The sequence below is a fragment of the Ruegeria sp. BA12 genome (assembly GCF_056539625.1).
This window is the reverse complement of record NZ_JBQFVF010000007.1, coordinates 59,244-71,840: the sequence shown is the minus strand read 5'-3', so window position 1 is coordinate 71,840 and position 12,597 is coordinate 59,244. Positions and strand designations below refer to the sequence as shown.

The following is a 12,597-nucleotide window of genomic DNA, read 5'->3' as shown; positions in this document are numbered from 1 at the left end:
ATCTTAAGGTGTTGAATTCAATGGGTGACGAGTCTCAATTATTCGGTCCCATTATTTACGTACTCCGACAATTCTTGTTGGGCCACCTGATTGGTGAGACAATCTCTTCCGGCTTCGGTCGCTTGTTCGCCATGTGGTTCCTCCATTTTCTTAACCATAGCGGCGGACCACTTCAGAGGGGGAGGATCAACACAAAGTCAGCTTGATATCGGCGGTTGGAGATACTGTTGAGCAGCTTCATCTGACTGGTCCAAGTTTCCCAGACGTTGATTTTCCGGATTTAAACTGCATCCCAAAGGGTTACGACACAAACCTGTTATTCAATAGCGCTTAGTGTTGCCAATTGAGTTAACCTTATAGGAGTAGTTGTTTTTCTTAGTCTGCGGTCATTCGATCTCTCCGAAAAACGCCGCAAAACAGATAGGTTTCAAGCCGTGGTGCCGCGAGAATGGCGGCTGTCTATGTGTCGATCAACAAGGTTTAGGTCGTTAGCGAGGAGGCCGTGGGCTAGTTGGCTGTTCGTTTCAACGCCATTTACGGTGCTCACCATTCTGGCGACAGCTGAATCGGCCTGCGACTACAGACAATCTCCGCTGTTATTGAATAACAATTCACACAAGCTCTATTATCGGATTTGGATGTTGGCTTATCGAAGACTATGGCCTCTATTTCTGTGTTTTGAATTGCTAGAAAGATGCTTTTATGAAGCGAGCTGTATTGGCAATATCTATTTTGATGTTGGCGGGATGCGTATCAACCAACCCTCCTCCATCTGCACCTATCCCAAATCCCGGTCGCGCAAGCGCCCCCGTCAGTTCACAGCAGGCACAAGTAAGGTTTCGGCAGGTCGCCGCACGGATAGAACCCGTGGCAGAGCGAGAATGCCGCCGCCGTACTCGGGGAGTGAATTGCGATTTCTTGATCCGCATTGATCCAAACAAAAAAGCACCCTCAAACGCATATCAGAGCTTAAGTAAGTCGGGGCGCCCGGTGATCACAATGACCCAAGCGCTGACACGAAGTGTGAACAATACCGATGAACTTGCATTTGTAATGGCGCATGAAGCCGCTCACCATATTCAAGGGCATTTGGCGCGTCGCGCTCAAAATGCGGCGGCTGGTGCAGTAATTTTGGCTGGTCTGGCAACAATTGCCGGGACCGGGCCGAATGATATTGCCGCTGCACAAGATCTTGGAGCGTTTGTCGGCGGGCGCAGCTATTCAAAGAACTTTGAATTGGAAGCTGATCAACTAGGCACGGTAATAGCCCATAAAGCGGGCTATGATCCACTCAAAGGTGCGCTGTACTTCGCGCGAGTTCCTGATCCTGGTGATCGTTTTCTGGGCACACATCCTCCCAACGCACAAAGGTATCATGCGGTTCAAGCTACGATGACTCAGATTGGCGGCTGATTCATTAGGTCAATAGGTAGTCGCAGAGTCACAATGCTAAAGTTCGTGCAAGCCTTGATACCGCAGTTTCAGTGAATGGCCGCTTCGACAGGGTGCGCCGCAGCACCAGTGGGCAAAGCCAATGTCGGCTCAGAGCCGAATGATGGCGTGGCGGCTGCTCAACTGCGGTTGCGGACAGCCATTAACCAGGACTCCCTTGCGCGAACATAACGCAAAAGCAGCCTCAGTCGTTTCTGGCAATGTGATAGACTGCCGTGAAACAGAATGGGCCCCAACATGATATCGCACGAGAACAAGCGCAGGCTCTTTGAAGTTGTTGGTGAAAATCCAAAAGCCCATTTGAGTCCGTACTGCTGGCGCAGTCGCATGGCGCTGGCGCATAAACAACTAAGTTTTGACTCAGAGCCATGGCGCATAACCGAAAAGCAACGGATCGCAAGATCCGGGGGTGTGACGGCGCCGGTTCTGGTGGATGGCAATCAGTGGGTCCGGGACAGTTGGTACATTGCCTCTTATCTGGATGACACCTATCCGGGCCATCCACTGTTTGCCAGCCCATCCGACAAGGCAAAGTCGCTATTCGTCAATCACTGGGCAGACAACACGCTGCACCCTCTGATCTTTCGTGCTGTCATAGCGGAGCAATTTCCCCTGACGGCGAAGTGCGACAAGGATTACTATCGTGAACGAACCCTGCGCAAATTCGGCCAGACCGTCGAAGAAATCGGAGCTGACCCTGAATCCGCACGTCACGCGACCAAACAAGCACTGATCCCGCTTGAGGTAACTCTCGCCGAAACGCCTTTCCTGGGCGGCGTAGCACCAGATTATTCGGACTATATATTGTTCGGTACATTCCAGTGGCCCCGGGTTGTCAGTCTGACGACATTCTGGCCACCAGAGAGTGCTCTGCACCGTTGGTTCGAAGAACTGCTCGGCGCATTCGATGGAATGGGGCGGGCACAACTGCCGCGCAGCGCTCTTTAGGGCAGTAACTCTGATCGATGGGTGCGAATATAATCTGCCGTGCGAAACACTAACGCAGCCAGCGTAGCCGTCGGGTTGATGGCGCCGGGCGTTGGAAACAGGCTTGCGCCGGCGACAAACAGATTGTCGATCTCATGCACCTGCCCATATGAATTCGTGACCGATGCCGATGCATCGTCGCCCATGATTGTTCCGCCCATCATGTGCATAGGATTTCGCGGGCCCGCCCAGGCATCAGTAGCCCCCGCCGCATTGAAGATACGGAGACCCTCGGCCCTGGCCAGATCTGATCTGGAGGCATTTGCCTGTGGAAGAGAGTTTTGCACATGGGCTTGCGGTAACCCATATCGATCTTTTTTTGATGGATCGAGCGTGACGCGGTTTTCCGGAATACTATCTTCCTCGCACAACACAGTCATATTGCCATAATGCAAACTGGCTTGACGCAAATATGCGTCCAGAGCCTCGCCGCACAATTCGGGTTTGGCCAGAGCAATTCCCAACAGATCGTTGGGTTTTGCAGCCTGTCCAACAAGCCACGCGCGGCTGCCAAAGGTATCCTTTGCCGGTTGTTTGTCGTCATAGCCATCCAGGCAGAGCGTATTTGCACCGGACACACCCAAATGGGGCTCCGTTTCCTGAGAAAAAAGCCCGTGGATGGTCGTTAGCGCGTGAGACGTAAAATAGCGTCCCAGGGTTTTGCTGCCATTGCCAAGCCCATTAGGATGCTTGTCGCTGGCGGACAGCATCAGCAACCGTGCATTCCAGATTGTGTGGCACGCCGAGATAACAATTTCGGCAGGTTGCAGGTTTTCCCGACCCTGCTCATCGACATATAAGACTGCGGTTGCCTTAGATCCCGCAGGGTCAGTTTCAATTCGTGCAACATAGGCGTTGTGGCGTAGATCAACCCCAGCTTTTCGGGCCCGTGGCCATTGCAGAACTAGTGGATTTGCCAACGCCCCGATTGGGCAGCCCGCGTCGCACCAGCCGTCAAGCAGGCATCCTGACCGGCCATCATAGGGAACGGAGTTTACTGCCAATGTGTTTGTCGTGAGTTTCAGCCCCTCTGCTTCAAACCCGGGCTTGATGGTCTGTGACTGTTTGGAAATTGAAATGGCAGGCATGGGATAGGCCTCGCCGGGCGGCGCATTAGTATCTTCATCGCCAGAAACGCCAAAATAAGACTGCGCACGGTCATACCATGGCCGCAGGTCTTCATAATCAATGGGCCAGTCTAGACTGCGCCCGTACAAGGATTTGACGTGAAAGTCGTCCGGATGCAGCCGGTACCAATTTGCGTACCAATGCAAACCGGCCCCGCCGGTCCCCCAACCCATGGCGAAGTTTGCGGCCCCCACAAGATCGCCTGACTCCCGGACCTCCGGCCCTGCCCATCTGAGCCGCCGGGACCAGATCTGCGAGCTGATCATATCCGAAAGCTGGCGCTCCGGCCCGGCTTCCAGGACCAGCACGGTGAACCCCGCCTCACCCAGCTCCGCCGCCATCGTGCTGCCGGCGATGCCAGAGCCGATGATCACGACTTCGACCTTATCATGTGAGATTTTGGTCATTGGTTCTCTGTGTTTTGGGTTTCTCCTAGGTTAGCAGAATTGCTACCAAGGCCGGGGTGGCGGAATATGCGCGAGATAAGGAATATTCAAATCCGCAAATCCCGCCTGCGTGCCATAAACAACATCCACCGCGTCGCTGCGTGAAATGAAATAAAAGAAATTCGGATCTGGATCGGTCCAGACTTGCATCTTCGAGGCTATCGCAGCCTCAACCAATTCCAGTCGGTTACCGGCATCCGCCCGTGCAAAGGACAAACCAAACCGGTGCAGGTATTCTTTTTCAATGCCCAAGATCCCATTGCGGTAAAATCCTGCCATGTCGCTGGCATCAAGGTATCTGAGAAGTAACAAGGACGCGCCCTGATCTCCTGCGAGGTTTTCGTCGACAAACCTAGCGACCCCGGCCTGGTCTGCGCCGGACACGATCGCCGCGCACCAGGCAGCCAGAGTCTCTACTTCGGCTGCCGTGAGTACCTTGTAGCTTGTGTTTTCGACGGTCTTTGCCTCCGCGTTTATGGAAAGGCTACGCATTACGATGTTTGCCCAGAACGTGGTCGGGATCACACGAGTCAAAAAGCGTCGTCTTCCCGTCATTCGACCTGTCTCCACCTATTGCAAACAGATGCCCTGATCACCGGGCTGGGCCCACCTTATCAGTTTCCGTTCAATCCGTCATACACGTCTAACTACCGGCGATATCCAAACTCGGTGGCAAAGATTGCGGGAGACATCCCATTGAACAGATCGCCCAGCTTTTCAAGCTCAGCTTGAGGGCCATGTAATTCGACCCCGGTGATCTCGACCAGCTGTTGCGTGAGCTCAAAGATGTGGTTGCCCAATTCCATATGGCGGATCACTGCATCGGCGTTGTCATAGTCTTCGCGGGATACAACTTTTCCACCGGCACCGAAACTGTAGGCTGACGCCAAATGGCCGGGTTCTAGCCTACGCAGTTCAATCATTTTGAACATTTTTCTCTAAATGCCGCTGCATGTGATTCTAGGATCGTCATATAGCCAACGACAGTTACAATCTGCGGGACGGACACGGTAACTTCTCCTACAATTCGATTTTGAATACACCACAAGAATAATTGTATTCCGCCTGCAGGTAAAATGGTGGTGGGTACTCTAGTTCGGACACCAAGGAACACAGATGTATTCGCCCATGAGTAAAATCGTACATGCATAACAAAAACATCCAGCACTGGTTACCACCTTACTCCCAATCTCTGGGTCTCGAACTAGTGTCCGTTTCAGTGGAGGAGGTGGTGGCGAAACTGCTCGTCCGAGAAGACATGGGCAACCGAAACGGGGTGATGCATGGTGGTGCGATCATGGGGGCGGCAGACTCCATAGGAGGAGTAGCTGCGGCAGTGAACCTTGACAAAGATGCCAGTACAACAACCCTGGAGAGCAAGACGAACTTCATCCGATCTGTGCGGATTGGCGACGAGATCACTTTGACCTGTATTCCCCTGCATCGCGGTCGAAAAACAATGATTTGGCAGACCACGATTACCCGACCCGATGGCCGTACTGCGGCGATCGTGACCCAAACGCAACTCACTCTGGATTGGAAAGGTTAAACCACCAGGTTCATAGCTGGCTGAGCTTGCAATCGGAAGCCATAACCAGGATTTGTCCGTGATCTGTGAGTTTGGTGCTTTCATAATTCGCACGTTCAGTGATAGTCAGCAAAGCGGGCTGCGCGCGCAGCAACTATGCACCTCACTGAGTGACCGGATTGGGCCGTCCGTAAGGCCTGTGTGATGTGGGGCAGGGGGCAATGCTGCACTGGCTCTGATGGCCGCCTTGAGCCCTAAGTACCACTTTCTGCATATTGCACGAATGGCGCTTGCTTCAAAATAGCAGACATCCACAAGTGTTTCTTGTTGAGGATAAGTTGCCCCTCGGGTTAGGTCATCGGTCGCCGCGCACTGGTGACCATGAAGCCTGGTCCGGCCGTCCAAGCTTCGGGGTTACGGATGATCGAAAGTGCTTCGGTCAGCATGCCTTCGGTCATAAAACCGCCACCGATCAATTTAGGCGCCAATGTTGCCAATGTTAGTGACCAGGTCTGCGCTTCAGCCGCTCCTGCGGTATTCCCGGAGAGATTTAAAATGGGCTGAATGTGCCGTGCATCAATTTCCGTAAAGCCGGTTTTGGCAAGAAAGCCCGGTAACGTTGCACCAAACTCTAAATTCCACCCTTGAGATGCGGTGAATTCGAGATACGCGGTCCAGAACGTAGCCCAAAAACGGCTCGGACCGGAAGCAACTCGCCTGAAGTCCATTTCAGTAACAACAAATGCGCCGCCGGGTTTGAGCGACTTCAGGATCGCTGACAAAACCTCTGTTCGGGTCGGTAAAAAGCACAACACCGCGCGACAGTGAACCAGGTCATACAATTCTGAACCAAGCTCATCGGCTCGCAGATCGATCTCCTCCAGGGCTATGTTGGGTAAGGTGTTTTCTTTCACGGACGACACGTCCAGATCGCTGGCGATGACTTTTGCGTGGGGCAATGTCTCGGCCAGCCAGATCGCGACGCTTCCGCGCCCGGCACCTATATCCAGGCAATGCGCATTCTCTGGAAGGTTCAGTCTTTCAATTGTTGCAAAGGTATCGGGGTCGTGCGCACGTGACATGCGATCAAGCCGCTCGGCCTCAGTCGGCAATGTGTGAGGTAATAGATCTTCGTACATCTGGTGCCTCCCATATCTATCCAGAAAATACACTGTATTCACGCATGTTAATACCCGGGCGCACGGTCTCCCTGCTTGTGGTAGGATTAGTTGACTTCATGTTTTTGTGGTGAATCACGTGTTCGAAAAAGCGCATTCGTCATGAACAGGCCTGTTGCCCTCGACTATCTGTTATTGGTCGGGATCAGTCTGATTTGGGGGTCTCAGTTTGTTCTGAACGAACTGGCCATTCAGAGTTTTTCGCCGTTGGTCGTGGCGACCGGGCGGGTGCTGATCGGATTTGTCACCCTGACGATCATCGCCGCTGTGATGTACGGACGTTCAGCGGGATCTTCGATAAAAGTCGGCAGACAGCCTTGGTCGCTTTACTGTGCAATCGCGGTAGCTGAAGCAATCTTGCCGTGCTTTCTGATCCCCTGGGGGCAGCAACACGTCGACAGCAGTATTGCTGCCATCCTCCTTGCCACAGTGCCAATCTTTACCCTGATACTGGCCCCGTTTTTCGTGAAAGACGAGCATTGGAGTTTGATCGCAGCGCTGAGTGTCGCTGTCGGCTTTGTAGGGATTCTGGTTCTGATCGTTCCAAGTATCAAAGGCAGCTGGCTGGCGGACATAATCGGCGAACTGGCGATCCTGGGCGGCGCACTGAGTTTCTCGGCAAGCCTGATCATGATGAAACATCTGTCAAACGTGCCACCTGTTCTTGCGATGCGAAACGTCTTTATGATCGCGTCCGCAGTACTGGTGGTTTTGACGTTGATCCTCAGTTCCGCGTGGAAGCCGGACCCGTCGTGGCAAAGCGTAACAGCGCTGGCAGGCCTAGGCGTCTTTTGTGGCGGCATAGCCTATGTTCTGTTCATCTATATGGTTGGTCGAACCGGCCCGACCTTTACTGCCCTTTCCGGTTATCTGATCACGCTGGTTGGCGTTTTCATCGGCATTGCGTTTCTTGGAGAGCGACTACAGGCGAATGACATCCTTGCGCTTATTCTGATCGTCGCGGCGCTGATCATTGGCAAGTTCAAGTCTTAGTATGCCGCCATTGTACGTTTGCCTTGTACCTACCTTGGAGCGATGAAGACGTCCTGCTTCGGGAGCTTTTCGACAACATCCAGTTTCTGATCAAAATGCGCGGCAAGCAGGTAGTTGGGATTACCTGCAATCCATTCTGAAAGGTCGATTGCCTGATACTCACCGGTGTTAAACGCGATCAGTATTCGGGCTTTTTCCTCACCAGCATTTTCAATCGAATGCCCATAACCCTGAGGAATATATCCCACATCCCCCTTGTTCAGAGATTCTGTGGCGAAGCGGCCGTTTGCACCAAATATGGTAATTCCGATGCTACCGCTCATTACGTATTGCCATTCATCCGCGTTCGGGTGCCAGTGGAACTCCCTCATCCCCTTAGGCTCAAGTTCCAAAACCACGCCCGTTACCGTGGTTGAGATGGGGAATTCCGATTGGCTGACCAGCCATTCTCGACCGCCTGGGAAAGAAGAATTCGGCTCTTGGTCGAGCAGCCTGTATTTATGCGTATTCCGAGGTGTTGCCAGATGCCCCTGATGAGGCAAAGCAGGTTCTTCCGGCGGCGGGTCGCCGTGAACGAAATAAACTTCGCTCTTGGGAAAAGAATCAAACGCTGCTGCGGGCAAGCCAAGGGATTTTGACAACAGGTCTTTCGGCGCGTGGCCAATCCAGTCCGTGATGCTGAATGTACCGAATTCAGAGAAATACCCATTGTCGAATATCAGAATGAAGTGGCAGGGCTGGTTGCCCAGACACTGTATCGAATGCCCGTAACCACGCGGGAAATACCATACGTCACCTGGTTCAAAATCGTTCGTTTCGGATTTTCCAGCCGGGTTGATGACTGTTGTCCGGCATCGCCCCTCCATGACAAATGCCCATTCCGCAGCAGTGGCGTGCCAGTGCAATTCACGGGCGACACCGGGTTCCAGTTTCATTGAGACACCGGCGATTCCCGTTGAAACCGGAAGTTGGCGCACGGTGGCTTCTTTTCCGAAACTGCCACCGTCTTCACGCCCTTTGGATTTTTCCAGTTCAAACTTGAAGTTTGGAAGCTCTTGCTTGGAAAGTTCTGGATCAGGAACATTGTTCCAAAAAGGGCCCGATGGAAACTCTGCGGCTGAAACTTGCATCGCAGCAGTTCCTCCGAGACCCGTTGCTGCGGCTGCTTTAAAGAATTCTCGCCTGGATGAACTAACCATATTGGCCTCCTAATTCTCGGGGAGAAGTCTCAAAAGTGTAACACAGGATATTTGGCTCTCTAAACTTGCCACAAATTGTTTGGCACGGTCGAATAGCGAGACACCCGTGCCATCTCATCTTCTATGTGTAACCACCTGTGTAGCTGTGCTTTAGATGACGCAAGGCACGGGAAGTGGACCTTTGCCGCGGCCGCACCAAAATCTCCCGTCACTTCAGAAAGCGGACGTTGAAGATTTAGATCGTTGCCTTTGTGTTTATGCCACCACTGAAGCGTAGTGCCGGCAATTTTCCGAACAACTCGACTTTCTAATCACTTAAGGTAACCTGTCATTGAGGTTTTAGTCCCCCGACACACAGCCGTTCAGTGTTCGGTGCCTTCTGTCTCAGGCAAAATGACCCTCCATTACAGAATCGATTGCCCGGTCGACTTCCAATCATTGAGAAACTGCTCAATGCCGGTGTCGGTTAGCGGATGCCTGACTAATTTGCGGATAACGGACGGGGGGACCGTGGCTATGTCTGATCCGGCCAAGGCCGCCTCTGTAATATGATTGGGGCTTCTGATGGATGCTGCAATGATTTCAGTTTCAAAACAATAGGTGTCGAAGATGCTTCGGATATCACGGATGAGATCGGCTCCGTCCAGATTGATGTCATCCAATCTGCCAATGAAAGGTGATACATAGGTCGCGCCCGCCTTTGCCGCCAAAAGAGCCTGATTGGGTGTGAAGCAAAGCGTGACGTTTGTTCTAATACCCTGCCTCTTGAAATGAGCACTGGCTCTCAGGCCATCCAAGGTCAGCGGCAGTTTGACAACCACGTTGTCTGCGATCGCCGAGAGGTACTCTCCCTCCGCAATCATTCCTGCGGCATCTAAAGCTGCGACTTCTGCCGATACGGGCGTATCTGTCAGAGTGCAAATTTCAGCAATGACCTCTTTGAAATCGCGGCCAGACTTGGCGACAAGGCTTGGATTCGTGGTAACACCGTCCAGTAGTCCAAAGTCTATCAGGTCTTTGATGTCGTTTACTTCTGCGGTGTCCACGAAGAACTTCATAAGCTTCCCTCATCGTGTATGGGATGATGTTAATTGCACTGAAAAACGCCAGGACGAGTTAGTATCAACGGATCGCTTCTGCGTCGGTTGAACCGGATCAAAACGCGTAACGCATTCCGAATTCGGTGTAATTATGGTTCAATGTCAGATCAGCCTTCCTGCTCTCTCTGATGACAAGTTCAGCATTGGGCAGATCATTCGTTGTGGCGCGTTGCAGCGCGGATTTTGGGTCAAAGCCATGCTTGATCCAGCGGCGTTGCAGCCTGCATTTAAGCTCCTCTAAAGTTGGGCTGACAAATACTGTTGCGGCATAGACATCTGCCAATGTTCTCCACGGGTCGCTATTCATCAGAAGGTAGTTTCCCTCAACGACGATAGTCGGAGTTTCTGGGTGAACAGCAATCGCGCCTGCAATGGCCAGATCCATTTGGCGGTCGAATTTGGGGTGAAAGGACTCATGTCGCGCCGACTGCAGTCCTCTGATTGCCTTGCAAAACCCAACTCCGTCGAAGGTTTCTGGTGTCCCTTTTTTATCCAACAAACTACGCGTCTCAAGTACCCGATTGTCCAGATGATAGCCGTCCATGGGTACCAGCGTGGCTAACGGAACCGCAGAACTCTGATGTGCATTCAGTGATTGCACAACGTTATCTGCCAGCGTCGACTTGCCGGATGCAGGGGGGCCGGCGATTGCGACAATCGTCCGAACCCCAACTTGCCTCCGGGACGAGATCAGGTCGCAAACGCGCATTATGTCCTGCCCGATCACGCGGCGTCCTCTTTCGGGGGCTCTTTGGCACCAGTCATGAAGGCCACGGCATCGGACATTGTGTAGTCCTTGGGATCGATTGTGCAGAGCCTTTTGCCCAGCCGGTGCACATGGATGCGATCGGCGACTTCGAAGACATGCGGCATGTTGTGGCTGATAAGTATGATCGGAATGCCACGCGCGCGCACATCCTGGATGAGTTCGAGAACTTTCCGACTCTCTTTCACCCCCAGTGCAGCCGTTGGTTCGTCCATGATGATGAACTTGGTCGCAAAGGCTGCGGCGCGCGCCACGGCAACACCTTGGCGCTGACCGCCCGACAGTGTCTCAACCGCTTGATTGATCGACTGAACGGTCATGAGGCCAAGCTCGGTCAGTTTTTCACGGGCGAACTTCTCCATGGCGGGTCGGTCAAGTTGACGCAGATATTGCCCCATGAAGCCCTGTTTGCGGATCTCACGACCCATGAACATATTGTCCGCGATTGACAGAGCGGGCGACATGGCAAGTTGCTGATAGACGATCTCGATCCCCATGTTCCGGGCGTCGATCGGAGAGGTAAAGTTAACCTTCTTGCCTTCGATGAGGATTTCGCCTTCATCCGGGATCGTGGCTCCGCAGATCGCTTTGACGATGGATGATTTTCCGGCGCCGTTGTCCCCAATGACCGCAAGGATTTCTCCCTGACGCAATTCAAAATCGGAATGGTCGATGGCGGTGACGTGGCCATAGCGCTTCACGATTCCGCGGCCTTGGACGATTGGTGTTGTGTCTGACATTAGCCCGAAACCTTTCTAATCCACTGGTCGACTGCGACCGCTGCGATGATGAGGAGACCGATGAGCAGGAAGGTCCACTGCGCATCTGCGCCCAAGAGCCTCAGCCCAAGAGTAAACACGCCAACGATCAGTGCTCCGAACAACGATCCCAGAATGGATCCTCGCCCGCCGAACAGTGAGATGCCACCGATCACAACCGCGGTGATACTTTCGATGTTGGCCAGTTGGCCAGAAGTTGGAGAGACTGAGCCGATGCGGCCGATCAGAGCCCAGCCGGCGAAGGCGCAGATCAGCCCGGAGAGCATATAAACTGACATCAAGGTCTTGTGGACGTTGACACCGGACAGTTCGGCCGCTTCTGGATCGTCGCCCACCGCATAGACATGACGGCCCCAAGCTGTGTGTTTGAGTGCATAGGCCAGCACAAAAATCAAGACGAGCATGAATATGACGCCAACTGTAAAAGTCGCTCCACCGATGCTAAATTTTGTGCCGAAAAACTGAAGGAAGGGGGCGTTTGCCTCTATGTCCTGACTACGAATGGTCTCGTTTGCGGAATACAGGAAGTTGGTTGCCAGAACGATCTGCCACATTCCAAGTGTGACAATAAAAGGGGGGAGTTTAACGCGGCTGACAAGCCAACCGTTGAGGGCTCCGATCATCGTTCCGACAGCCAGACCGCACATGACGGCTAATGGCACAGGAATGCCATATCGGAAGGTGAACTGACCCATGATAACTGAAGAAAAAACCATGATCGCACCGACACTCAGATCGATGCCAGCGGTCAGAATAACAAGGCTCTGCGCTGCTGCCACGATGCCGACGATCTGAACCTGTTGAAGGATCAAGGTCATAGCGAAGGGCGAGAAAAATTTTGAACCCAATAGCAGCCCAAAAACCAACATCGCTCCGACTAAGACAATAAGTGGCACAAAGGACGGATTGACATGGAGAAGGTGCTGCAACTTCCCCAGGGCGCCGCGCCGGTGATCCTCAAACTCCGCGACGGTTTCCGCCCTGCTTGCTGCGGCTTCAAATTCCGGGGTGCCTCGGTTTGTTTCAGACATATCTCACCCT

At 53.0% G+C, this 12,597-nt stretch carries 13 protein-coding genes; 4 read left to right on the top strand and 9 right to left on the bottom strand.

The features are described from left to right. Positions 1-702: 702 nt before the first annotated feature. Both ACR0B0_RS14250 and ACR0B0_RS14245 read left to right on the top strand, forming a co-directional pair. On the top strand, positions 703-1,413 hold the full coding sequence (locus ACR0B0_RS14250; protein ID WP_170351246.1) for a M48 family metalloprotease: 711 nt from the start codon (positions 703-705) through the stop codon (positions 1,411-1,413). A gap of 264 nt (positions 1,414-1,677) precedes the next feature. Further along, the gene (locus tag ACR0B0_RS14245; protein WP_480648322.1) at positions 1,678-2,400 is read left to right on the top strand and encodes a glutathione S-transferase N-terminal domain-containing protein; all 723 of its coding nucleotides are present in this window, start codon (positions 1,678-1,680) and stop codon (positions 2,398-2,400) included. Here the strand turns inward: ACR0B0_RS14245 and ACR0B0_RS14240 are convergent. The 3 genes from ACR0B0_RS14240 to ACR0B0_RS14230 form a co-directional block, all read right to left on the bottom strand. After that, entirely contained in the window at positions 2,397-3,974 is a 1,578-nt protein-coding gene (locus tag ACR0B0_RS14240; protein WP_480648320.1) for a GMC oxidoreductase, read from the bottom strand. The two genes, ACR0B0_RS14245 and ACR0B0_RS14240, sit on opposite strands and share 4 nt — an antisense overlap. Before the next feature lie 42 nt (positions 3,975-4,016). Next, the gene (locus ACR0B0_RS14235; protein ID WP_480648318.1) at positions 4,017-4,568 is read right to left on the bottom strand and encodes a gluconate 2-dehydrogenase subunit 3 family protein; all 552 of its coding nucleotides are present in this window, start codon (positions 4,566-4,568) and stop codon (positions 4,017-4,019) included. A 92-nt stretch (positions 4,569-4,660) separates the two neighbouring features. Next, positions 4,661-4,945, bottom strand: a complete 285-nt coding sequence (locus tag ACR0B0_RS14230) for a hypothetical protein (protein WP_480648316.1) — start codon at positions 4,943-4,945, stop codon at positions 4,661-4,663. A 212-nt stretch (positions 4,946-5,157) separates the two neighbouring features. Between ACR0B0_RS14230 and ACR0B0_RS14225 the strand changes: the two genes are divergently transcribed. After that, positions 5,158-5,562 carry a PaaI family thioesterase gene (locus ACR0B0_RS14225; protein ID WP_170550969.1) on the top strand — a complete coding sequence of 135 codons (405 nt, stop codon included), beginning with the start codon at positions 5,158-5,160 and terminating at the stop codon, positions 5,560-5,562. Between the two features lie 329 nt (positions 5,563-5,891). On the opposite strand, the gene ACR0B0_RS14220 is transcribed toward ACR0B0_RS14225, so the two are convergent. Then, complete coding sequence (locus ACR0B0_RS14220) at positions 5,892-6,680, bottom strand: class I SAM-dependent methyltransferase (RefSeq protein ID WP_480648314.1); 789 nt, start codon at positions 6,678-6,680, stop codon at positions 5,892-5,894. 141 nt (positions 6,681-6,821) lie between these two features. On the opposite strand from ACR0B0_RS14220, the gene ACR0B0_RS14215 reads away from it, so the two are divergent. Beyond that, positions 6,822-7,712: a DMT family transporter gene (locus ACR0B0_RS14215; RefSeq protein ID WP_170351253.1), complete on the top strand. Its 891-nt coding sequence runs from the start codon at positions 6,822-6,824 to the stop codon at positions 7,710-7,712. Between the two features lie 29 nt (positions 7,713-7,741). On the opposite strand, the gene ACR0B0_RS14210 is transcribed toward ACR0B0_RS14215, so the two are convergent. The 5 genes from ACR0B0_RS14210 to ACR0B0_RS14190 all read right to left on the bottom strand — a co-directional run bounded on the left by ACR0B0_RS14210 (position 7,742) and on the right by ACR0B0_RS14190 (position 12,587). After that, complete coding sequence (locus ACR0B0_RS14210) at positions 7,742-8,911, bottom strand: cupin domain-containing protein (protein ID WP_480648313.1); 1,170 nt, start codon at positions 8,909-8,911, stop codon at positions 7,742-7,744. A 404-nt stretch (positions 8,912-9,315) separates the two neighbouring features. Continuing rightward, positions 9,316-9,969: a fructose-6-phosphate aldolase gene (fsa, locus tag ACR0B0_RS14205; protein ID WP_170351255.1), complete on the bottom strand. Its 654-nt coding sequence runs from the start codon at positions 9,967-9,969 to the stop codon at positions 9,316-9,318. A gap of 97 nt (positions 9,970-10,066) precedes the next feature. After that, on the bottom strand, positions 10,067-10,738 hold the full coding sequence (locus ACR0B0_RS14200; RefSeq protein ID WP_170351256.1) for a nucleoside/nucleotide kinase family protein: 672 nt from the start codon (positions 10,736-10,738) through the stop codon (positions 10,067-10,069). Beyond that, a complete protein-coding gene (locus tag ACR0B0_RS14195) occupies positions 10,735-11,517 on the bottom strand; it encodes an ATP-binding cassette domain-containing protein (RefSeq protein ID WP_170351257.1) in 783 nt (260 codons plus the stop codon). The genes ACR0B0_RS14200 and ACR0B0_RS14195 overlap by 4 nt, the downstream gene beginning before the upstream one ends. Then, complete coding sequence (locus ACR0B0_RS14190; protein ID WP_480648311.1) at positions 11,517-12,587, bottom strand: ABC transporter permease; 1,071 nt, start codon at positions 12,585-12,587, stop codon at positions 11,517-11,519. The genes ACR0B0_RS14195 and ACR0B0_RS14190 overlap by 1 nt, the downstream gene beginning before the upstream one ends. Between the last annotated feature and the right edge of the window lie 10 nt (positions 12,588-12,597).

Bases quoted from the DNA above. Each gene is read 5' to 3' on its own strand.
- ACR0B0_RS14250 (WP_170351246.1), top strand. From the start codon at position 703: ATGAAGCGAGCTGTATTGGCAATATCTATTTTGATGTTGGCGGGATGC.
- ACR0B0_RS14245 (WP_480648322.1), top strand. From the start codon at position 1,678: ATGGGCCCCAACATGATATCGCACGAGAACAAGCGCAGGCTCTTTGAA.
- ACR0B0_RS14240 (WP_480648320.1), bottom strand. From the start codon at position 3,974: ATGACCAAAATCTCACATGATAAGGTCGAAGTCGTGATCATCGGCTCT.
- ACR0B0_RS14235 (WP_480648318.1), bottom strand. From the start codon at position 4,568: ATGACGGGAAGACGACGCTTTTTGACTCGTGTGATCCCGACCACGTTC.
- ACR0B0_RS14230 (WP_480648316.1), bottom strand. From the start codon at position 4,945: ATGTTCAAAATGATTGAACTGCGTAGGCTAGAACCCGGCCATTTGGCG.
- ACR0B0_RS14225 (WP_170550969.1), top strand. From the start codon at position 5,158: ATGCATAACAAAAACATCCAGCACTGGTTACCACCTTACTCCCAATCT.
- ACR0B0_RS14220 (WP_480648314.1), bottom strand. From the start codon at position 6,680: ATGTACGAAGATCTATTACCTCACACATTGCCGACTGAGGCCGAGCGG.
- ACR0B0_RS14215 (WP_170351253.1), top strand. From the start codon at position 6,822: ATGAACAGGCCTGTTGCCCTCGACTATCTGTTATTGGTCGGGATCAGT.
- ACR0B0_RS14210 (WP_480648313.1), bottom strand. From the start codon at position 8,911: ATGGTTAGTTCATCCAGGCGAGAATTCTTTAAAGCAGCCGCAGCAACG.
- fsa (WP_170351255.1), bottom strand. From the start codon at position 9,969: ATGAAGTTCTTCGTGGACACCGCAGAAGTAAACGACATCAAAGACCTG.
- ACR0B0_RS14195 (WP_170351257.1), bottom strand. From the start codon at position 11,517: ATGTCAGACACAACACCAATCGTCCAAGGCCGCGGAATCGTGAAGCGC.
- ACR0B0_RS14190 (WP_480648311.1), bottom strand. From the start codon at position 12,587: ATGTCTGAAACAAACCGAGGCACCCCGGAATTTGAAGCCGCAGCAAGC.